At 69.9% G+C, this 22,040-nt stretch carries 15 protein-coding genes; 8 read left to right on the forward strand and 7 right to left on the reverse strand.

What is annotated here, in order from left to right; translation table 11 throughout:
• Positions 1-107: 107 nt before the first annotated feature.
• Positions 108-3,791: a family 78 glycoside hydrolase catalytic domain gene (locus ACZ4WQ_RS44770; protein WP_468022889.1), complete on the reverse strand. Its 3,684-nt coding sequence runs from the start codon at positions 3,789-3,791 to the stop codon at positions 108-110.
• Between the two features lie 235 nt (positions 3,792-4,026).
• Between ACZ4WQ_RS44770 and ACZ4WQ_RS44775 the strand changes: the two genes are divergently transcribed.
• From ACZ4WQ_RS44775 to ACZ4WQ_RS44805, 7 genes are all read left to right on the forward strand, one after another.
• Positions 4,027-4,629, forward strand: coding sequence for a TetR/AcrR family transcriptional regulator (locus tag ACZ4WQ_RS44775; protein ID WP_358845613.1), 603 nt, complete (start codon positions 4,027-4,029; stop codon positions 4,627-4,629).
• Positions 4,630-4,976: 347 nt separating this feature from the next.
• Entirely contained in the window at positions 4,977-6,179 is a 1,203-nt protein-coding gene (locus ACZ4WQ_RS44780) for a glycoside hydrolase family 1 protein (protein ID WP_385342944.1), read from the forward strand.
• A 32-nt stretch (positions 6,180-6,211) separates the two neighbouring features.
• Positions 6,212-7,036: an SDR family NAD(P)-dependent oxidoreductase gene (locus ACZ4WQ_RS44785; RefSeq protein ID WP_398377211.1), complete on the forward strand. Its 825-nt coding sequence runs from the start codon at positions 6,212-6,214 to the stop codon at positions 7,034-7,036.
• 68 nt (positions 7,037-7,104) lie between these two features.
• Positions 7,105-8,931 (forward strand): beta-glucuronidase, encoded by a 1,827-nt coding sequence (gene uidA, locus ACZ4WQ_RS44790; RefSeq protein ID WP_311728049.1) that lies wholly within the window; start codon positions 7,105-7,107, stop codon positions 8,929-8,931.
• 80 nt (positions 8,932-9,011) lie between these two features.
• Positions 9,012-10,037 carry an SDR family NAD(P)-dependent oxidoreductase gene (locus ACZ4WQ_RS44795; protein ID WP_311728050.1) on the forward strand — a complete coding sequence of 342 codons (1,026 nt, stop codon included), beginning with the start codon at positions 9,012-9,014 and terminating at the stop codon, positions 10,035-10,037.
• Between the two features lie 145 nt (positions 10,038-10,182).
• The gene (locus ACZ4WQ_RS44800) at positions 10,183-11,532 is read left to right on the forward strand and encodes an MFS transporter (RefSeq protein WP_398377209.1); all 1,350 of its coding nucleotides are present in this window, start codon (positions 10,183-10,185) and stop codon (positions 11,530-11,532) included.
• A gap of 36 nt (positions 11,533-11,568) precedes the next feature.
• Complete coding sequence (locus ACZ4WQ_RS44805; RefSeq protein ID WP_398377208.1) at positions 11,569-14,253, forward strand: family 78 glycoside hydrolase catalytic domain; 2,685 nt, start codon at positions 11,569-11,571, stop codon at positions 14,251-14,253.
• On the opposite strand, the gene ACZ4WQ_RS44810 is transcribed toward ACZ4WQ_RS44805, so the two are convergent.
• The 6 genes from ACZ4WQ_RS44810 to ACZ4WQ_RS44835 form a co-directional block, all read right to left on the reverse strand.
• A complete protein-coding gene (locus tag ACZ4WQ_RS44810) occupies positions 14,241-15,194 on the reverse strand; it encodes a DUF5996 family protein (RefSeq protein WP_398377207.1) in 954 nt (317 codons plus the stop codon). The genes ACZ4WQ_RS44805 and ACZ4WQ_RS44810 overlap by 13 nt on opposite strands.
• 114 nt (positions 15,195-15,308) lie before the next feature.
• A complete protein-coding gene (gene fumC, locus ACZ4WQ_RS44815) occupies positions 15,309-16,769 on the reverse strand; it encodes a class II fumarate hydratase (RefSeq protein WP_385342931.1) in 1,461 nt (486 codons plus the stop codon).
• Positions 16,766-18,439, reverse strand: a complete 1,674-nt coding sequence (locus tag ACZ4WQ_RS44820) for an NAD-dependent malic enzyme (RefSeq protein ID WP_385342929.1) — start codon at positions 18,437-18,439, stop codon at positions 16,766-16,768. Before ACZ4WQ_RS44820 ends, fumC begins: the two co-directional genes overlap by 4 nt.
• A 104-nt stretch (positions 18,440-18,543) precedes the next feature.
• Positions 18,544-19,599, reverse strand: coding sequence for an alpha/beta fold hydrolase (locus tag ACZ4WQ_RS44825; RefSeq protein WP_385342927.1), 1,056 nt, complete (start codon positions 19,597-19,599; stop codon positions 18,544-18,546).
• Entirely contained in the window at positions 19,505-20,926 is a 1,422-nt protein-coding gene (locus ACZ4WQ_RS44830) for an MFS transporter (RefSeq protein WP_398377205.1), read from the reverse strand. The genes ACZ4WQ_RS44825 and ACZ4WQ_RS44830 overlap by 95 nt, the downstream gene beginning before the upstream one ends.
• Positions 20,923-21,513 (reverse strand): helix-turn-helix domain-containing protein, encoded by a 591-nt coding sequence (locus ACZ4WQ_RS44835; RefSeq protein WP_311728058.1) that lies wholly within the window; start codon positions 21,511-21,513, stop codon positions 20,923-20,925. The genes ACZ4WQ_RS44830 and ACZ4WQ_RS44835 overlap by 4 nt, the downstream gene beginning before the upstream one ends.
• On the opposite strand from ACZ4WQ_RS44835, the gene ACZ4WQ_RS44840 reads away from it, so the two are divergent.
• Entirely contained in the window at positions 21,512-22,030 is a 519-nt protein-coding gene (locus ACZ4WQ_RS44840) for a GNAT family N-acetyltransferase (RefSeq protein WP_398377204.1), read from the forward strand. The genes ACZ4WQ_RS44835 and ACZ4WQ_RS44840 overlap by 2 nt on opposite strands.
• Positions 22,031-22,040: the final 10 nt, after the last annotated feature.

Genomic DNA, 22,040 nt, shown 5'->3' on the forward strand with positions numbered 1-22,040 from the left:
AAGAGTGAGTCGAGGGGCTCTTGAGGCCGGCCGAGGGGCGGTTCGGACGTGCGCACGACGTCGCCCGCACCATCTGGTGGTGACCCCGCTCGCACGGGGTCAGGCCATCAGGCGTTGAAGCGGTACGAACCCGCGCGGGCCCGGTAGACCCCGTAGCGGGCTCCTCCCGAGGTGTCGTCGCGGACGAAGGCGACACCTCGGGGCACGGTGACGGGCTTGCCCTGGGTGGGGACCCAGATCTCGGCCTCGGTGTTGTGCGGGATGGTCACCGCGAGGTCGATCCTGCCGTCCGGGCGGCGCCGCCATTCCGAGGACACCGTGCCGCGCACGGTGTCGATGGAGGCGCTGACGTGGCCGAGGGTCGCGGGCGCCAGGTCGGTGTCCTGTGTGTCCTTCGGAACCCGGCTGTTGACCTCGGCCGCCGGGATGTACGGGCGGATGCGCAGCGATTCGTAGGCGGTGGCGGTCGGCCTGATGCCGGCCAGGCTCTGGTAGAACCAGGTGGCCACGTTGGAGCGGTAGTGGTGGTTGACCGAGAGCCGGTCGGTCCACTGCTCCCACAGCGAGGTGGCGCCCTTGGCGATCTGGTGGACGTAGCCGGGAGCGCCGGTCTGGGTGACGGCCTTGAGGGCGATGTCGGTGTAGCCGTACTCGCTGAGGATGTTGAACTCGTAGCGCGACCCGTACATGTCGTTCTGGATGTGGTGATCCGCCGCGGCGATGCGGTCGGCGAGCAGCTTCGCGAGGGCCCTCTTGTTCTCGGCGAGTGTCTTGGTGCCGGCCAGGTGGCGGGGGTCGTCGGGGCTCAGGTCCGAGCCTGGGACCAGGTCGAAGGCGATGGCGATGGTGTTCTCGCTGGAGATGCTGCCCTGGGTGAAGTGGCCTTGAGACGTGTCCCAGTAGTTGGCGATGAACGCCTTGCGCAGGGTGCGCGCCAGCTTCGTGTAGTGGGCGGCGCGCTCGGTGCGGCCGAGTCGGCGTCCCACCTCGTCCATGTAGTCGCAGAAGTGGATGTAGAAGGCGAGGCTGATGACGGCGTTGCTGCCGGGCGGCTCGGCACCGGAGTAGGCGCCGAGGGAGGCTTCGAACCTGTAGTCGTTCTCGGCGGTGAACAGCGTCTCGTAGTACTTCAGGAGCGTGTCCTGGTGGTCGTAGAGCTCGGCGAACAAGCTGCTGTTGCCGTAGTACGTGTGCAGTTCCCTCGGGATGACGAAGTACGCCGAGTCCCAGGCCGGCACCGCCTTCCACGCGGCGTTCCAGCCGGGGGTGTGGTCGTAGCCGTAGCCGCCCTTGGCCAGGGGGACGAACATGGGCAGCTGGCCGGTGGAGATCTGGGTGTCGGGGAAGTGGCGCAGATAGTTGGTGAGGAGGGCGTTGACGTCCCAGGTGAGGGACTGGGACTCGGAGCTGGCCATGGCGTCGCCGGTCCAGCCGTTCTTCTCCCGCGACGGGGTGTCGGTGGGCTTCTGCACCAGGTTGTTCTGCTCGGCCCACTCCAGGTTGCGCCGGACCCGGTTGAGCAGGGCGTTGTCCGTGGTGAACGTGCCGGTGCGGGCGAAGCCGGAGCGGGCGACCTCCACCGTCAGCACGTCGGCGTCCCGCCCCAGGTCGGGCGCCCGGCCGAGGACGGCTTCGAGGTTCATGACCTCCAGGTAGCGGAAGCCGAAGTGGCTGAACTGCTGTTCCCAGCCCTGAGTGGACCGCTTGCCGACGGTGTAGTAGTGGGTCTGGAGGTTGGCGTCGTGCTGGAAGTTCTCCTCCTCGACGGAGAACGGCGAGGCCGTCGTGGAGTCGCCGGTGGTGATGCGGTTGCCTCCGCGCAGCCGCAGGGTGAGGCCCTGCTTGTCGGGGCGTACGCCGCTGAGGCCGAGGCGGACGAAGCCGGTCAGGATCTGGCCGTAGTCCAGGATCCAGATGCCCGAGCCGGGGGCGGACTCGGTGATCGACACCGGGCGCAGCGTCCGGTTGACCAGCACCGGCTCCGCCTCGTGGGCCCGTACGGCGGCGGGCTTGAAGCCCTCGGGGACCGTGGTGGCCGGGAGCAGGCCGTGGTACTTCGGCTCGGGGGCCGCGCAGCTGCCCGGCGGGATCAGCGCGGTGGCCGGGCGCCAGTCGCGGCCGGTGCGGTAGCCGGCCGAGCGCCAGTCGCCCAGTTCCTCGGCGCGGCGGGCGTCGTACTTCTCCCCCGAGTAGACCGAGTCGAACGTGGTGGGGCCGTCCGCGCCGAGCCAGTCCTCGTCCGTGACCAGTGTGGTGGCCGAGCCGTCGGTGTAGGTCACGACGAGCTTCGCCCGCATGCGGGGCTGGCCGGCGTAGGGCGCGAGCTGCCAGTACCACTCCTGGGGTGTCGTCACTCCGTACCAGCCGCGCCCGAGCTCGGCGGCGACGGCGTTCTCCCGGCCCGCGTCGAGCAGCCCGGTGACGTCGAAGGTGTCATAGAGCACCGTACGGTCGTAGGTGCTCTGGTCGGTGAGCAGCCGGGGCACGTTGGCGCGGTCCCGGGCCGCCCGCTTGCCGTCGACGGTGATCGGCTCGCCGTTGACGGTGAAGGTGACGTTGCCCGCGGCGCTCAGGTGCAGGCGTGCCCTGGCTATGCGCCGGCCACGGGGCAGCGTGAACGCGCGGCGCAGCAGCGGCGCGGGGTTGGCGATGGGCAGCACGGCGTTCTTGGCCGGAAGGTACGGGTTCTTGGGCGGGAAGGTCAGGCCCGCGAGGGTGCCGATGCCGCTCTCGAACGGGTTGGCGCCCGTGGTCAGGTCCACGGAGAAGTCGGGGGCGCCGGTACCGGTCACCTTGACGCTGCGCACGGTGGCGTCGGTGCCACCGGCGAAACCGAAGCTGCCGTGGCGGCGGATCTGGTCCCCGGTGAGTGTGCGGCTGTCGACCTCGATGTCGTTGACCCTGGTGGTCACGGTGAGGCCGCGGACGGAGACCACCACCGTGTGGTCGCGGGTGGCCCAGGTGTCCTTGGTCAGCCCGGTCGAGGCGGGGAGGGCGACCGTGCCGACGGGGACACCGCGGGTACCCGCGGTGGTGGGGTTGGTCTCGCTCTGGGGGTCGTACCGGTTGACGCCCCAGTCGGGCTCGGAGGTGCCGTCGTCCACCCAGGTGTTGCCCGCGTAGTGGCTGGTCTTCATCGCCAGCCGCATGGTGTCGCCGCTCTGCTGGAGGGTCCAGACGAGCCCCTCGCCCCAGGTCTTGCCGATGGGCTCGGCCCGCAGCAGCAGGGAGAGCCCGCTCGCGGGGTCGGAGCCGCCGCGGAAGACGACGGTCGCGGTGAGGTCCCGCCAGTCGTGGTCCTGCGCCGTACGGCCACCGATCCACCGGGCGCCCGACCAGTCCTTCTCCCCCTTCAGCAGGCCGGTCTCCCATACCGCGGACTCGCTCCAGGCGCCGGGGGCGCCCTTCTCGTCCCAGGTCCGCACCCGCCAGAAGTACGCCTGCTCCGACCGGAGACTCGCGCCCCCGTAGGGCACCTCGGTGCTGTTCGAGCCGGCCACCTTGCCGCTGCTCCAGATATCCGCCTTGCCGGGCGCGGTGCCGACCTGGATCTCGTACGCGGTCTGGCGGGCCACCGGAGGCACCCAGCCGAAGGCCGGGGCGGTCTCCGTGCCCAGCGGTGCGACCTGGGAGTTGACCTGGAGGTTCGCGGGGGCGGAGCGGTGTCCGCCGCCGGTCGACGCCAGGGTGTTCGGCGCGGCCGCGAGCGGGAGGGAGGCCCCGGCTGCGGCCGCCGTCATGACGCCCAGCATGTGTCGACGGCTCAGCGCACTTCTGCTCTCCTCGGCCATGGCTCGGATTCCTTTCGTCAGCGCACTGCACTTGAAACGGCAGGGCTTGAAATGGGCTGAGGCTTGAAACGATTCAATACCTTCCAAGTGGAAAGCTTAGGGACAACCCGAGGGGGAGCACAATGGTCTGGCGTCACGACACGCCCAGCGAATCCCAACCTTGTGGTAGATTTTGACGCTCAGCTGATGCGCACGACCGATCCGGACCGGCTTCGTTGGGGAAAGTGAGCGCACCGTGGGCCAGGCCAAGGCACGTGGGCCGTACGCCAAGACGCCGGCCCGCAGAGCGGAGATCGTACGGGCGGCACGCGACAGCTTCGCCGAGAACGGCTACGCCAAGGCCTCCCTGCGCGACATCGCGGAAAGGGCCGGCATCACCCACGCCGGCCTCCTCCACCACTTCCGCAACAAGGACGAGCTCCTTGCCGAGGTTCTGGCCGAGCGGGACTCCCAAGAGTGGCAGCAGGGCCTCGCGCAGGTCGAGAGCCCGGACCAGCTCGCGCCCTACCTCGGCGAGCTCATCCGCCACCACCAGAAGGCCCCCGAGCTGATGCGCCTGTGGATCGAGCTCGCCGCCGCGGCCTCACGCCCGGACCACCCCGCCCACGCGTACTTCGCCGAGCGCTACGAACGCGGGCGCAGGCAGTTCGCCGAGGGACTCCACGACGAGGCGGCCCGCGGCAAGCTGCGCGGGGACCTCAGCCCCGAGAGCGCCGCGGTCCTCTTCCATGCCGTGCTCAACGGGCTCCAGTTGCAGTGGGTGCTCGACCAGGATCTCGACATCGTCGGACCCATCAGCGACTTCGTGCGCCTGCTTCTCGACCAGGACGACCAGTAGGCGGAGCGCCACCCGGTCCGGCCGGCCGCCGGGCAGGATGCCCGCGCCCACACCCCTCACCTGCGACAAGCCGTACCACCACTTTTCGCGCGCCCGCTCTCCGCGCTCATGCGATCCGCGGCCGGATAACGCTCTGATCACGAAGCCGAACGGCAACTTCCCGCACTCGCGATCCCGGTCTAGCGTCCGATCACGAAAACCAACCACCTGGTAAAAGTTGACGCTCACACGTCGGCGTACCAGCGCAGCGGCGCACTGACGAAGGCATCCGCCTCCCCGCGCGACTGCCGTCGCAGCGCAAGCGCCATCAGGCCCGTCACCACCGACGCTCAGAAAGGCAGTCGACGATGACCGAACTCGCCCCCGGGTTCCTCTGGGGAGCCTCCACCGCACCGCACCAGATCGAGGGCAACAACCTCAACAGCGACTTCTGGGCGAGCGAGGGGCGCGTGCCCGGCATGGAGCGCAGCGGCGACGCGTGCGACAGCTACCACCGGTACCGCGAGGACATGCGACTGCTCGCCGACGCCGGGCTCAACGCCTACCGCTTCGGAATCGAGTGGGCCCGGATCGAGCCGGTCCCCGGCCTGATCTCGCGGGCGGAACTGGCCCACTACCGGCGCATGATCGAGACGGCATTCGAGCTCGGCCTGACCCCGGTCGTGACACTGCACCACTTCACCAGCCCGCTCTGGTTCGCGCAGGAGGGCGGCTGGCTCGGCGACCGCGCCGCCGAGCGGTTCAAGGCGTACGCCGAGGCGGTCTCACCGATTCTCGACGGCGTCGAGTGGGTCGTCACGATGAACGAGCCGAACATGCTGGCCATCATGGTCGGCATGGCCCAGGCCATGCGGAACCAGCAGGCGGCCGGGGAGTGGCAGAGCCCCACCGTCGACAACGAGGGCCCGCGCCCACCGCTGCCGGCCCCCGATGTGAAGATCGGCGAGCGGTTGATCGAGGCACACCACGCCGTACGGGACGTGCTGCGCGAGCGCACCGGCGCCAAGGTCGGCTGGACGGTCGCCAACCGCGCCTTCGTCGCCCGCCCGGGGGCCGACGAGAAGAAGCGGGAGCTGGAGTACGTCTGGGAGGACCTCTACCTGGAGGGAGCGCGCGGCGACGACTTCGTCGGCGTGCAGTCGTACTCCAGCCAGTGGGTCCGCCCGGACGGCATCGAGCCCCACCCGCAGCACCCGGACAACACGCTCGTGGGAACCGCCTACCGGCCCGACGCCCTGGGTATCGCCGTGCGGCACACCGCCGAGGTCACCGGTGGCATGCCGATCCTGATCACCGAGAACGGCATCGCCACCCACGACGACACCCGCCGGATCGACTACACCGCCGACGCGCTCAAGCACCTCCAGGCGGCGATCGCCGACGGCGCGGACGTCCGCGGCTATCTGCACTGGAGCCTCCTCGACAACTACGAGTGGGGCCACTGGGCGCCGACCTTCGGACTGGTCGAGGTGGACCGCGAGACCTTCGAGCGCCGCCCCAAGCCCAGCCTGGCCTGGCTGGGCGAGACCGCCCGCCGCGCGCGCAACTGACCGCACCGCACCGCACCCCGGAAGGACACATCGTGCAGGTATCCGTACCCGACGTCTCGTCCCGGCCCCTGGCCGAACTGGTCTCACTGTCCGGGCGGCACGCCGTCGTGACCGGCGCCGGCCGCGGACTGGGCCGGGCCATCGCCGAGCGCCTGGTCGAAGCAGGAGCGGACGTACTCGTCACGGACATCGAGCAAGGGCTCGCCACCGCTGTCGCCGAGGACCTCGACGCCCGCGGCCAGGGCCGTGCGCTGGCCGCCCACCTGGATGTCACCGACACCGAGAGCATCGTCGCGGCCGCCGACCTCGCGGTCCGGGAGTTCGGCGGGGTCGACATCTGGGTCAACAACGCCGGGATCTTCCCCAGCGTTTCCGCACTGGAGATGTCCGACCGGACCTGGGACGAGGTGTTCGCCGTGAACACGCGCGGTGTCTTCCTCGGATCCCGGGAGGCGGCGCGCCGGATGAGCGGGGCCGGGAGCGGTGGTGTCATCGTCAACGTCGTCTCCACGGCCGGGTTCCGGGGGACGGCCCCCGGGCTCGCCGCCTACGTCGGCTCCAAGCACGCGGCGCGTGGCATCACCCGGCAACTCGCCCTCGAATTCGCACCGTTCGGCATCCGCGTCCTGGGCGTCGCTCCGACATACGTGCCGACCGAGGGGAACATGGCGGCGGCCGCCGCGGCGGCCGGTGCCCGCGCGGACGCCGGGGACATCTTGTCCGTGATGCAGCCGAGCCTGCTCGGCCGGCTCGGCGTGCCCGACGACATCGCCCGCGTGGTGCTGTTCTGCGCGAGCGACCTCTCGGCCTTCATGACGGGGAGCACGCTCCTCGCCGACGCCGGTGAAACGATTTAACCGGCGGCGCCGCACCAGTCCCCCATCCCCCTCGGGCCTCTCCGCCCGCAACGACGCGTAGGAACGCCATGCTCTCGCCCCGCACCAGCCCCACCCGCGACATCGTCAGCCTCGACGGCCTGTGGCGGTTCGCTCTCGGCACCCGCGCCGCCGCCACCCCGTGGACGTCGCGGCTCGCCTCGCCTCTCGAAGCCCCCGTCCCCGCCAGCTACAACGACCTGTTCACGGACGCGGAGATCCGTGACCATGTCGGCGTCGCCTGGTACCAGCGCGATGTGCGCGTGCCGCGCGGCTGGGCGGGGCAGCGGGTGGTCCTCCGCTTCGGCTCCGTCACCCACGCCGCACAGGTCTACGCGGACGACCGACTCGTGGCCGAACACGCTGGCGGCTACACCCCGTTCGAGGCGGACCTGACCGGGATCGTCCGCCCTGGCACCGAGTTCCGGCTCACCGTCGGCGTGGACAACCGGCTGACGAACGAGACGATTCCACCGGGCACCCTCACGACGGGCCCCGACAGCCGCGAACGCCAGTCCTACCTGCACGACTTCTACAACTACGCGGGCATCGCACGCCCGGTCCGCCTGTGCAGCACGCCGCGGACGTTCGTGGAGGACGTCACGGTCGTCACCGGACGGGACGGCACGGCCGGCATCGTCGACTACCGCGTGGAGACCGGCGGCGAGACCGCCGACGCGCCGATCGTCCGGGTGCGCGCGGTCGACGAGACGGGCGAGACCGTGGCCGAGGCGCACGGACCCGAGGGCACCTTCCGCATCGAGGATGTCACCCTCTGGCAGCCCGGCGCCGCCTACCTGTACGACCTCGTGGTGGAGCTGATCGCCGACGGCGGGACCGGTGAGGGGGAACCGGTCGACAGCTACACCCAGCCCTTCGGCGTCCGCACCGTCGAAGTGCGGGGCACCGAGTTCCTCATCAACGGCGAACCGTTCTACTTCACCGGTTTCGGCAAACACGAGGACATCCCCGTCCGGGGCAAGGGCCACGACGACGCCTACCTCGTCCACGACTTTCAGCTCCTTCAGTGGACCGGCGCCAACTCCTTCCGCACCGCGCACTACCCGTACGCGGAGGAAGTGCTCGAATTCGCCGACCGGCACGGCATCGTCGTCATCGACGAGACCGCCGCCGTCGGCCTGAACCTGGGAGTCCAGGGCGGGCTCACCGGCGTTCCGCCCACCCCGACCTTCGCGCCGGAGAACTTCGGCGGGACCACGCGCGACACGCACGCCCAGCACCTGCGCGAGCTGGTCGCACGGGACAAGAACCACCCGAGCGTGGTGATGTGGTGCCTGGCCAATGAACCGGCCTCCAACGAGGACGGCGCCCGCGAATACTTCGAGCCGCTGGTCGAGCTGGCCCGCGAGCTCGACCCGACCCGCCCCCTCACCTACGCCGCGGTCATGTTCGCGACGCCGCGGAACGACCTGATCGGCGACCTGTTCGATGTGCTGAGCATCAACCGCTACTACGGCTGGTACCTCTTCACCGGCGACCTCGCGACCGCCGAACAGGCCCTGGAGCAGGATCTGCGCGGCTGGGCGGCGCGCTTCGGCAAGCCGGTCATGATGTCCGAGTACGGCGCCGACACCCAGCCCGGCCTGCACTCCGTCTGGGACACCCCGTGGAGCGAGGAGTACCAGAGCGACTACCTCGCCATGTACCACCGCGTCTTCGACCGCATCCCCGAGTTCGTCGGCGAACACGTCTGGAACTTCGCCGACTTCCAGACCTCCCCCGGCATCCACCGCGTGGACGGCAACAAGAAGGGCGTGTTCACCCGCGACCGCAGGCCGAAGACGGCCGCGTTCTCCCTCCGCCGCCGCTGGCACGGTCTGAGCGGGCGGAAGCCGGGCCGGGCCACGGGCGGCTGACGCTCCTCCCCCTCCCGCTCCGTTCTCCGTGATCCGCCGCGAAACGCACTTCTGAATCGTTCCAAAAGGAGTCGAACCACATGCCCACTCCCCCTCCCCCACCGCCACTCACCGCGCACAGCACCATCGACGCATGGCTGACCCACCCGAAAGGCGCGCCGCTCATCGAGGCGCTGCTGGAACAGGCGGGGGTACCGCAGGAGATGCTCGCCCCGGTGCGCACGCTGCCGCTCCAGCAACTTGTCGCCGTCAGCCAGGGACAGCTGCCTCAGGCGGTCGTCGACGAACTCGTGCTCCAGGTCAACGACGGCGTCATGCCCGCCGAGGAGAGCGGCCCGAGCCGGTGGACCGAGCGCGTCACGGCCGGACGGTTCGACGGCAAGACCGTCATCGTCACGGGCGCGGCCTCCGGCATCGGCCGGGCGACCGCCTCGCGCATCGCCCGGGAAGGCGGCCGCGTGATCGGTGTGGACGTCTCGGCCGCGCGCCTCCAGGACCTCGTCACCTCCCTCCCCGATGGCGCGATCGCCGCCGTCGTCGGCGACATCACGCGCCAGGACGACATCGACCGTATCGTCGCTGCGGCCGACGGCCGTATCGACGCCCTCGCCAACGTGGCCGGTGTGAACGACGACTTCTCGCCGGTCCATGAGACCTCCGACGAGATCTGGGACCGCGTCATCGGCATCAATCTCACCGGCGGCTTCAAACTGTCCCGCGCGGTCCTGCCGGTCATGATGGCCGCGGGTGCAGGCTCGATCGTCAACGTCGCCTCGGAGGCGGCGCTGCGCGGCAACTCCTCGGGCACCGCGTACACCGTCTCCAAACACGGTGTCATCGGCCTGACCAGGTCTGCCGCCTTCATGTACGGCCCGCACGGCATCCGGGTCAACGCGGTCGCGCCCGGCGGCGTGGCGACCGGCATCCCGATGCCCGCGCAGGTGTCGCAGTCGGGTTCCGCCCGCCTCGCCCCCTTCCAGCAGGCGATCCCGAGCCTGGCCACCGCCGAACAGCTGGCGGCCTCCATCACCTTTCTGCTCAGCGACGACGGCATCAACATCAACGGCGCCGTCCTCCCGTCCGACGGGGGCTGGTCGGTCCAGTAATGCGCAAACGCCGGTGGCAGCCGAGCGTCGAGCGGGCCCGGTTACGTGCCGCTCCGCAGTCACCCCACCAGTTCACCCACGAGCGCGTGTGCCGGCCTCCGCCGGCTGCCGCGTCGCCTGGCAATCGTGAGACGAAGGAGTCCTCATGCCTCAGAACGACCGCGACATCAGCGTGGCAGGACCACCGCCGACCGAGCCGGCCGGGCGTGACGGTGAGGCGTCGGCCGAGACCTCGGCCTCCGAGATCGAGGCCCCGCCGCTGAAGAAGATCGACACGGGCTACATCATCTGGATGATGATCGCCAACTTCGGCTCCTCGCTGGCCCTGATGGTTCCGCTCTCCTACTCGCTGGCGCTGCGGATCTCCGACCTCGCCCCCGGGCGCGAGGAGTTGCTCGGGTACGTCACCGGTTCCGCCCAGTTCGTCTACCTGGTCCTCAGCCCTCTGATCGGTTTCTGGAGCGACCGGACGCGGTCCCGCTTCGGTCGCAGAACCCCGTTCATGATCGTCGGGACGGTCCTGGGTTTCGTCGCGCTCTTCGGTATCGCCGCCGCACCGACGGTGTTCCTGGTGGGCCTGTCGTGGGTCGTCGGCATGGTCGGCTGGTCCACGGCCAGTCAGGCCATCCAGAACGTCCAGGCCGACCGTGTCCCCGAGGAGCAGCGCGGCCGTATCGCGGCATGGACCAGCGTCACGAGCCAGATCGCGCCGGTGATCGGCATCGGCATCGCGTACGCGGTGGCCTCCAGCACCCTCCTCGTCTTTCTGGTCCCGGGCCTCCTCGGAGCCACCATGCTGGTCCTGTTCCCCCTCTTGAAGCCGGAAGGGGACTCCCGTGAACTCGTCCACACCGGCGATGTGACCATCAGGGACCTGGTGGCCAGCTATGGATTCAATCCGCGGAAGTACCCCGACTTCGGCTGGAACTGGCTCGGCCGCTTCGTCTTCTTCATGGGCCTGTACTTCAACACCACCTTCGGCACCTTCTTCTACGCCCAGCGGCTCGACCTGCCCGTCAAGGAGGTCGCCGGCGTCGTGGCGGCGATCGGGACGATCGGGGTGCTGGCAGCGGCCGGGGGCGCCATCGGGGGCGGCTTCCTCTCCGACAAGCTCGGCCGGCGCAAGCTGTTCACCCTGATCGGGTCCGCGATCTTCGTCGCCGGGGCCGTCACCGAGGCGTTCGCCCAGGCGCTGCCCCAACTCGTCATCGGTGCGGTGCTGATGCAGCTCGCCATCGCGGTGTTCAGCGCCGTCGACCAGGCGATCGTGTTCGCCGTCCTCCCGGACCGGGCGCAGGCGGGTCGCTATCTCGCGGTCGTCGCGTTCGCTCAGAAGATTCCCAGCGCCATCGCCCCACTGATCGCCCCGCTGATCATCACCATCGGCGTCTCCGGCGGCGGCGACAAGAACTACACGCAGCTCTATCTGGGCGGCGCGGTCCTCGCGCTGGTCGGCGGCCTGATCATCAAGTTCAAGGTCAAGTCGGTCCGGTAACACGACACGTTCGTCAACTTCCCGAGAGAGCAGAGCATGAACAACGCACCGTATGACCTGCGCATCGACAGCGGCGGTGATCAGTTCGCCGTGTCGGGCCCCGCGCCCCGCCTGTCGTGGAAGCCGCCATCGGGCACGGGGCGCCCGGCGGGATACGAGCTGCAATGCGCCGTCGACGGCGAGGCGCGGCCCGCGGTGGCGGTCGCGCCCGGCAGGCACCGGTTCCTCCCCTGGCCCTGGGCGGCGCTGTGCAGCGGCCGCCAGGTGGCCTGGCGGGTCCGAGCCACCGGCGCCGACAGCGCCGACGGCCTGTCGCCGTGGTCGAAGTGGAGCACCTTCGAGGTCGGCCTCCTCGACAAGGACTGGCGGGCGCGCTGGATATCGCCGGCCGAATCCGGCGACCCCGGCTACGGCAAGCGTCCGGCCCACACCCTGACGACCCGGTTCGAGGCGCGGCCCGGGGTGCGCTCGGCACGGCTGTACGCGACGGCGCTCGGTGTGTACGAGGCGTATGTGAACGGCGAGCGGGCCGGCACCGCCGAGCTCTCCCCCGGCGCCACCTCCTACGACCGCACCCTCTACGCCCAGGCCTCCGACGTCACGGCCGCCGTGCGGGCGGGCGGCAACCGGATCGAGATCGTCCTCTCGGACGGCTGGTACCGGGGCCAGGTCGGCGCGTTCCGCCTGCCGGCCGGCTGGGGAACGATGCTCGGCGCACGCGCCGAACTGCACATCAGATACGAGGACGGCTCACACCAGGTCGTCCTCAGCGATGAGACCTGGACGAGCGCCGGGTCGGCCATCACCCGGGCCGACCTCATGGACGGGCAGACCACCGACTTCCGCGCCGGGCCGCGCGCCGAACGGCCGGTCCTCGTCGATCAGATCGAGGCTCCCGCGATCGACTGGTCGCCCGCACCTCCCGTACGCGTCGTCGGCTCCCGCCCGGCGCGGTCCGTCACACAGCTCGCGGACGGGCTCTGGATCGCCGACTTCGGCCAGAACGCCTCCGGCCGGACGGCCCTGAGCGACCTCGGCCCGGCCGGCACCCGCACCGTCGTCGACTACGGCGAGCACATCGGCGCCGACGGCGACCTGACCACCGCCCACCTGGACTCCGTCCGCCCCGGTGAGGAGCCGGTCCCCTTCGTCCAGCGCGACGAGGCCGTCTCCGCCGGCCGGGGCGAGGTGTTCGAGCCACGCCACACCGTGCACGGCTTCCGGTACGCCCGCCTTCGCCGCGACGGCGCCCCGCTCGACCCCGCGAGCCTCACGATGCGCGTCGTCCACACCGATCTGCGCCGCACCGGCACCTTCGCGTGCAGTGACGACGACCTCAACCGCCTCCATGAGATCGCTGACTGGAGCTTCCGCGGCAACGCCGTCGATGTCCCGACGGACTGCCCGACCCGCGAACGGCTCGCCTGGACCGGCGACTACCAGGTCTTCGCGCCGACCGCCACGCGTTTGTACGACGTCCTCGGCTTCAGCCGCAAATGGCTCCGCTCCGTCCGCGACGACCAGTTGCCCGACGGCCGGATCGCCAACTTCTCGCCCGACGGCCGCCGCATCAAGCACCACCTCGACGACCAGTTCGCCATGATGACCGGCTCGGCGGGCTGGGGCGACGCGATCGTCGCCGTCCCCTGGGAGCTGTACCGGTCCTACGGCGACCAGGAGGTGCTCGCCGAGAACTGGGAGGCGATGGTCCGCTGGGTCGAGTGGGCACTGCGGACCGCCCGCACCGCCCGTCACCGGTCCCGGATCGAGCGCTCGGCCGTGCCGCTGCCGCACGAGCGGTACCTCTGGGACGGCTCCTTCCACTGGGGCGAGTGGACCGAGCCGAAGGCGAAGGCGGCCGACGGCACCCGCGCCGACCCGATCAGGGACGACCCGATCGCCTGGTTCACGGCCGACAAGGGCGAGGTCGGCACGGCGTTCCTGTACCGGTCGACATCGACCCTCGCCCGCGCCGCGAAGGTGCTCGGCCGCGCCGAGGACGCGGCCCGCTATGCCGAGACCGCCGAGCGCGTCCGCGACGCCTGGCGCACCGAGTTCCTCACCTCCGACGGACGCACCACCGGCGACACGCAGGCCGCCTATGTGCGCGCGCTCTCCCTCGGACTCGTCCCCGACGAGCTGTGCCCGGCCGCCGCCGCACGCCTCGTCGAGCTGATCCGCGCCGCCGGCACCCACCTGGGCACCGGCTTCCTCGCCACCGGCGACCTGCTCCCCGTGCTCTGCGACACCGGCCACGCCGATACCGCCTACGAGCTGCTCTTCCGGCGCACCGCACCGTCCTGGCTGTACATGCTCGACCGCGGCGCGACGACCATCTGGGAGGACTGGGAGGGCGTCGACGAGAACGGGGACGCGCACGACTCCCTGAACCACTACAGCAAGGGCGCCGTGATCCGCTTCCTGCACACCCACACGCTGGGGCTGCGGCAGGCCCCGGGGTCGGTCGCCTGGGAGTCCTTCGAGGTCGCGCCCGTCCCGCACCCGTCGCTGACATGGGCCCGGGGCACCCACGACTCCCCGCAGGGCACGATCACCGTCGAGTGGCGGAGGACCGGCGACGAGCTGACCCTCACCGTGGACGTGCCGCCGGCCACGACCGCACGTGTCGTCTTTCCCGACGGCGCCACCGAGACCGCCACGGCAGGCAGGTTCCGTGCCACCCGCCGTACAGGGAAGGCCTCCGGCGATCAGCGCTGCTGAGCGTGGACCGGGGAAGGCGGTGTCCTGCTCATGTACCAGCCGTCGCAGCGGGGCCCCATGAGGTCCGACGGCCAGCCCGCCGTCTCCACGGCGGCGTCGTAGACGGCGTCACCGAACGCGACGATGGCCTGGTGCGGGTCTGCTGTCTGCCTGAGCGCGGCCCACGGCAGCAGAACCAGACCGGCATCAGGGTTCCAGGCCGCTCCGTCGACCCCCCAGGACCGGCCCTCGAGGCCGTCCGGCTGAGGCCAGATGTAGGCGTACATGCTCACATCCGGCGCCTCGGGACTGCCGAAGGTGAATCCCACCGCCACATACTCTTCGAGCTGGGCGTTCTGCATGAACGCCGGAACGTGGGCCGGCGGGGCGGTGGGCCGTGCGCGATGCCGCGTGGCGGAGAGGTCGAAGCCGCCCCACATCACTCCGACCCGGGGCCGGTGACCCTGGAACGGCGCCTGCCACTCCTCGAGCCCGCCTGCGGCGAGGTTCAGCGCGCTCCACATCAGCCGTGCGGCCTGGCGATCCCAGTGGCGTTCGACGCGATCGTCTCCGAAGGTCGTCGGGGCATCGGGAATCTCGCAGATCAGCGAGGAGCCCGGCCTGCGAATGCCGAGTTCGCTCACCGCGGTGCAGAACGATGTGTAGAACGCGGCCAGTGATTCGTCGAACAGCGGCACGGTCCGTGAGCCCGAGTCCGCTTCGATGACCACGTCGCCGTCGAGGAGTCGGTAGTGCACGGTGAAGGTCACGTCCCGCTTCCGCAGCGTCGGCGTCCTGAGCCCACGGGGCGTGACTTCGAGGACGATGTTCCCCCAGCCGACCTCGAAAGGCTCGTCGAGTGTGTACTTGCCTCCGACCTGCACAAACCGGTTGACGTAAGCGACCATGGGAGCCAGGTCCTCGTAGACCAGCCTTGGCCACACGTGGAGAGACGTGCTCACGACGAACCTCCCAGCCTGTCGATGGGAACAGCGGGCGCGCTTGGAAACACCGTGATGCCTTCTCCCCATTCTTGTACGCCGACCGCGTTTTCTCCTGCTCGCTCAGGCGGCGCCTCAGGGTTCCTGGCCGACCATGGTGGCGGGTCTGACGATCTGGTCGAAGTCCTCGGCGCTGATGTAGCCGGAGGCCAGCGCCGCGTCGCGCAGGGTGGTGGCCTCGTCGTCGGCCTTGTGGGCGATCGCCGAGGCCTTGTCGTAGCCGATCACCGGAGAGAGCGCGGTGACCAGCATGAGTGACCGGTCGACATAGCTGTCGATCCGGTCCCGGTTGAGTTCGGCGTCCTCGACGCAGTACTCCCGCATCTTGGTGCAGGCATCGGCGAGGATCGTGGCCGCGTGCAGGAAATTGTTGATGATGACCGGGCGCATGGCGTTGAGCTCGAAGTTGCCTTGTGAGCCGGCGAAAGCGATGGCGGAGTCCTCGGACAGCGCCTGGATGCAGACCATGACCATCGCCTCGCACTGGGTCGGATTGACCTTGCCCGGCATGATCGAGGAGCCGGGCTCGTTCGCCGGGAGGTCCAGTTCAGCCAGGCCGCAGCGGGGTCCGGAGGCCAGCCAGCGGATGTCGTTGGCAATCTTCATCAGCGGCACGGCAAGCGCCCTCAGCCCGGCGGAGGCGCCGACCACGGCGTCCAGACCGCCCTGGGCCGCGAACTTGTTCGCGGCCGTGGTGAACGGGAAGCCGGTCGCGGAGGCGATCTCGGCGGCGACCTGCTCGCCGAATCCGGGCGGGGCGTTGAGCCCGGTGCCGACCGCGGTGCCGCCCATGGCCAGCTCGTACAGTCCCTCGGCGGATCCGGTGACCCGGTCGATCGCCTGTTTGAGCTGGTGGGCGTAGCCGGACCACTCCTGCCCCACGGTGAGCGGGACCGCGTCCTCCAGGTGGGTGCGGCCGATCTTCACCACGTCGTGCCACTGCCGGGCTTTGGCCTCGATGGCCTGGTGCAGCGCCCGCACGCTGGGCAGCAGGTGCTCGTGGATCTCCTTGACCGCGGCGATGTGCATGGCGGTGGGGAAGGTGTCATTGGATGACTGCCCCATGTTGACGTGGTCGTTGGGGTGGACGGGGGACTTGCTGCCCAGTTCGCCGCCGACCAGTTGAATGGCGCGGTTGCTGATCACCTCGTTGGTGTTCATGTTGGACTGGGTCCCGGAGCCCGTCTGCCACACATACAGCGGGAAGTGCTGGTCCAGCTCGCCCGCGATGACTTCGTCGGCCACCCGCTGGATCACGCCGCTCTTCCAGGCCGGCAGTCGTCCGGCGCGTCCGTTGACGACGGCGGCGGCCTTCTTGACGTGGCCGTAGGCGTGGTAGACCGCTGTGGGCATCCGGTCGTCGCCGATGGAGAAGTGGATCAGGGACCGTTGGGTCTGCGCACCCCAGTAGCGATCGGCGGGAACGTCGATGGCGCCCATCGAGTCGGTCTCCCGCCGGGTGCCGGTCGCGGCCAGGCCGACGGGGATGTCGAGGATCTTCGGGGCCTTGCTGTCGCCGTCCTGACGGGTGGTCATGAGCGCACTCCGTCGGTGTAGACGGGCTGCCACATGGCATCGCGGACGGTTTCCGCGGGGTCGGTCGGCTTGCAGGTGGCCACGCCCTCGTCGAGCGCCGCCTCGACCACGGCGGTCGCGGTGATCGCCGAGGACTCGCGGAGGTTCTCCACGGGTGGCAGCAGTGAGGCACCCCTCCCGGTCGCGTCGACCTGGTCCGCGACCGCGCGTGCCGCCGCGAGCAGCATGCCCGGGGTCACCTGGGACGCTCCGGAGACGATCGTGCCCAGGCCCAGCCCCGGGTAGAGCAGGGCGTTGTTCGCCTGCCCGATGTGGTAGGTCACGCCGTCGTACTCCACGGGCGGAACGGGGATGCCGGTGGCCACCAGTGCCTTGCCCTCGGACCAGGCGATGACATCGGCGGGCATGGCCTCGATCCGGGAGGTGGGGTTGGAGATCGGAAAGATGATCGGCCGCTCGGTGCCCTCGGACATGGCCTCGACGACCTCGCGTGTGAACGCCCCGTGCACGGTGGAAGTGCCCAGCAGGATCGTGGGTTTGACCCGGCGCACGGTTTCCAGCAGCGAGATCGCGCCGTCGTCCCTCGCCCAGTCCGCGACCCGGGCAGGATCGTGCGCGTAGGGCCGCTGGAAGTCACGCAGGTCGTCCATGTCCCGGGTGAGCAGCCCCTGCTTGTCGATCAGCCACACATGGGCGGCGGCCGACTCCGGGTCCGCGCCGTCGCGGATCATGGCGTCACGCAGCTGGTCGGCGATGCCCACCCCCGCGGTACCGGCCCCGAAGACGACCAATGTCTGGTCCCGCATTCGCACACCGCTCACTTCGACGGCCGACAGCACGGCAGCGAGCGTGATGGCGCCCGTGCCCTGCATGTCGTCGTTGAAGATCCGGTAGCGTCCGCCGTACTGCTCCAGGATCCGTCGCGCGTTGCTGGGGCCGAAGTCCTCGAAGTGCAGCAACGCGTTGGGGAACATGGACGATGCGGTCTCCAGGTACTTCTCCACGAACGCGTCGTAGTCGGCGCCGCGGGCGCGAGGGCGCCGGTTGCCCAGGTACAGCGGGTCGTCCAACAGCGACTTCCGGTCCGTGCCCACATCCAGCGACACGGGTACGACCCGGCGCGGGTCCACGCCGGCGGCCGCCGTGTACACCGCCAGCTTGCCGACCGAGATCTGGATTCCCCCGACGCCCCAGTCACCGATGCCCAGGATCTCCTCCGCGTCGGTGCACACGATCAGGTCGACGTCCTCGGGCCCGAGTTCGAGCGTGGCGAAGGCCCTTTCCATGTCGTCCGGATGCTCGATGGACAGGTAGATGCCTCGAGGGTGGCGGTACTCGTGGGAGTACTTCTCGATGGCCTCGCCCACGGTGGGGTCGTAGACGATGGGCAGCAGCTCCACGAGATGCTCGGCGAGAACCTTGAAGTACAGGGTTTCGTTGCGGTCGTGGAGCTGTTCCAGATAGACGTTCTTGGCGAGGTCGCTGCCCTGGGCATTCAACTGCTGGTAGGCGCGCTGAGCCTGCTGGTCGAGGGTGAGTACTCCGGGCGGCAGCCGTCCGGTGAGCCCGAGGGCCGCTCGCTGCCCCCGGGTGAAGGCGACACCGCGGTTGCGCAGCGGATCGGCCAGCGCGGCGGGGGTGGCCGGGGTCCGCGAGTTGCTCTCGGTCATGAGATTCTCCTCAGTGCGAATTCCGTCTCATGTCCGGTGCGGGGTATGACTTCAGGTTAACCACCGGCAGCCCGGCCTGCGACTTCAGCCGAAGCGGAACGCGATCAGAATCCATCGACCGTGACGACGGCCTTCGCGAAGGCCCGCGGAGCCTCCTGCGGAACATTGTGTCCCACCTTGAGGGTCTGGTGCGCGTATTTGCCCGTGAACTTCTTGCGATAGGCCGAGCCATGTCCCGGGGGCGTGAATGGATCGTACGCTCCGTCAATGGTGATCGTCGGCACTTTGATGACCGGGGCCGCAGCAAGGCGCTTCTCGATGGCCGCGTACTTGGGTTCCCCCTTGGCCAGGCCGAGCCGCCAGCGATAATTGTCGATCACGATGCTGACATAATCGGGATTGTCGAAGGCCGCTGCCGTGCGGTCGAAGGTCGCCCTGTCGAACTTCCACGTCGGAGAGTTGAACCTCCATACCAGCTCGGCCAAATCGTGGCGGTACTTCTTGAGGCCCAGCACGCCTCTTTCCGTTGCGAAGTAATACTGGTACCACCATGCCCATTCACTCTTCGGTGGCGTCGGCGTCTTGTTGGCTTCGACATTGACGATCAGATACCCGGTGACCGAGATCAGCGCCTTGCAGCGCTCCGGCCAGAGAGCCGCGATGATGTCGGCCGTCCGTGACCCCCAGTCGTACCCGGCGAGGACGGCCCTCTCGATCTTGAGGGCATCCATCAGGGCGATGATGTCGAGAGCGAACGCCGATTGCTGGGCGTTCCTGGGTGTTTTACTCGAAAGGAATCGCGTTGTGCCGTGGCCGCGCAGATAGGGGACGACAACTCTGTATCCCTGCGCGGCGAGCAAGGGCGTGACCGCAACATAGCTGTGGATGTCGTAGGGCCAACCGTGGAGCAGTATGACCGGCCGCCCGTTCACGGGTCCGGCTTCGACGTATCCCACGTTCAGGTCACCGGCATCGATTTGCTTCACCGGACCGAAGGATGTGCCAGTCCCGGGTTTGATCCCGAGAGGCGCCACAGGTCTTCCCGTTTCGGACTGCGTTTGCGTGTCACCAGTCATGCCGAATTGGGCCGCCACGGCAGCCGCGGCAGCGGCGCCGAGGAAGTGGCGACGGCTGTGTGTGATTCCCTCGGATGTTTCCATCGGCGAATCTCCTCGTTCGAGGCGACACGGCAGACCCTGAATGACGTGGCTCAATGAAAGCGTGGGGAATCGCGTTCGCCCGACGTCCGAGCTCGGGCTTCTCGCCGCCACTCAACATCCGTCGGAGTGACGGCGCAACACTGGCGAGCCGTAAGCTGCTCCACCCGGGTGGTTCCGCGCCGGTGCGCCCGAGGGCCGCGGCGAGGAGTAGCGCGGCGAGGGCGGTGAGGGTGGTGCCCTGCCAGCCGAGGGTGTTGAGGAGGGGGGCCGCGAGGGCGGTGCCGATGGCGCCGATGGTGAAGTACAGCACCAGGTAGACGCTGCTGAGGCTGCCGGAGCGCCGGGGGTTGAGGGCGATGATGCGGCTCTGGTTGGCGGCCTGGGCGACGAAGCAGCCGGCGTCGAAGAGGGCGAGCCCGAACGCCGTGGCCGGCGGGGTGTCGAGACCGGTGGCCAGCAGGGCGGCTCCGGCCGCGGCCGCCAGCATGCCGGCGGTGATCACGGTGTGGGGGGTGTACCGGTCGGTGAGGCGTCCGGTGAGCGGGAGTGCGGCGAGGCCGAGGAGTCCGGCCAGGCTGTACAGGCCGATGGCGGTCGGGTCGAGGGAGTGGGGCGGCCGCGCCAGGGCCAGCGCGAGGGCGACCCATATGAGGTTGAAGGCGAAGTACCACAGCCCACCGGTGGCCACCGCGCGGCGCAGCTCCGGATGGTGGCGCAGGAGCGGGGGAAGTGCGGTGAGGGTGGCGCGGTAACTGCGGCGGGCGTGCGGCCGCTGCCGGGGCAGGAGCGTGGCGGCGGCGATCGCGCCGAGCAGGGCGAGAGCGGCGAAGACCAGGAGCATCCGCCGCCACCCGAGCACGGTGGTGAGTGCTCCTCCCGCCAGGCGGCTGAGCAGGATGCCGGCCGACATGCCGGCGGCCACCGTGGCGACGCCGGTTCCACGGCGCCCGGGCGGGGCGTGGCGGCCCGCGATGCTGCCGGCCTGGGCCGCGACGCCGGCGGCCGCGCCGATGAGCAGGTAGGCGGCCAGGAGCACGCCCGCGCCGGGTGCGGCCGCGCCGAGGGCGAGGGCGGCGGCCAGGGCGGTGAGCTGTGCGGCCACCAGGCGGTTGGCGGCAAGGTGGTCGGTGAGGGGCAGCAGGAGGGCGAACCCGGCCATGCTGCCGGCGAGCGCGGCGGTCGGAACGAGGCCGATCACGGAGAGCGGGACGCCCAGGTCGGTGGCGACCTCGGCGAGCGCCGGCTGGATGGCGTAGTTGTTCGCGATCGCCGTTCCGGCTATGGAGGCGAGGAGGAACGTGCCGCCCCGGGTGAGGGGGCGGGTCACGGTGTCGTGCCACGGGTGAGGACGACGGCGTAGCGGCACTCGGTGTCGGTGGTGTTGGCGAAGACGCGCTCGGTGGGATCGCCGAGTTCGATGGTGTCTCCGGGTTCGAGTTCGTGGACGGTGTCGCCGTCGTGGAAGGTCAGGCGGCCGTCGAGGACCCAGACGACCTGGCGGATGAAGGCGAAGGCGGCGGCCGGATACGGCACCCGGGCCCCGGGGGGCAGGCGGATCTCGGCGATCTCCGCGGGGAAGTGGGGGCCGGTGATCTGGCGGCGGCGGTAGCCGGTGGCGGGGTCGGACCACTCGGCCGCGTCGGTCTGTCGGCGCACTCCCGCGGTTCCGTCCGTGTCGTCCGGGGTCCCTTCGGCGAGGGCGAGCAGGGAGGCGACACTGAGCTGGAAGGCGGCGGACAGTTTGCCGAGGACGACGGCGGTGGGGCTGCTCTCGCCGCGCTCGATCCGGTTGATCATGGCGCGGGAGACCCCGGAGGCATCCGCGAGCTGGGCCAGGGTCCACCTGCGGCGTTCGCGTTCGGTGCGGATACGGGCCGCGATCTGCCTCACCAGAGGATCTACTATGTTGGACATGAATCTAATATACGAGAGAAACCGGGCCGTGGCGGTGCGCCCGGCCCGCCCCGACGACGCGGAGGCCATACGCGCGATCCGCAACCACGCGATCGAGCACTCCACGGCCCTGTGGACACAGACCCCGCAGTCCCCTGCCGAGGGGGCCGCCTGGCTGGCCGCGCACCTGGAGCGCGGATCGGCGTTCGTGGCCGAGGTGGAGGGCGAGCCGGCCGGGTTCGCGGTCTACAGCCCGTGGCGGAACCTGGACGGATACCGGCACACGGTGGAGGACTCGGTCTACGTCCGCGAGGGCCGGCACGGCCTCGGCATCGGCTCGGCACTGCTGGCCACCCTCATCGCCTCGGCGCGCGAGGCCGGCCACCATGTCGTGATCGCCGATATCGAGGCCGAGAACACCCCCTCCATCCGGCTGCATGAACGGTTCGGGTTTCACCACGTCGGGACGGTTCCGGAGGTCGGTACCAAGTTCGGCCGATGGCTCGACCTGACGATCATGCGGCTGCCCCTGACCTGAGCCGCCGCGT

This window comes from Streptomyces sp. NPDC028305 (genome assembly GCF_055569495.1).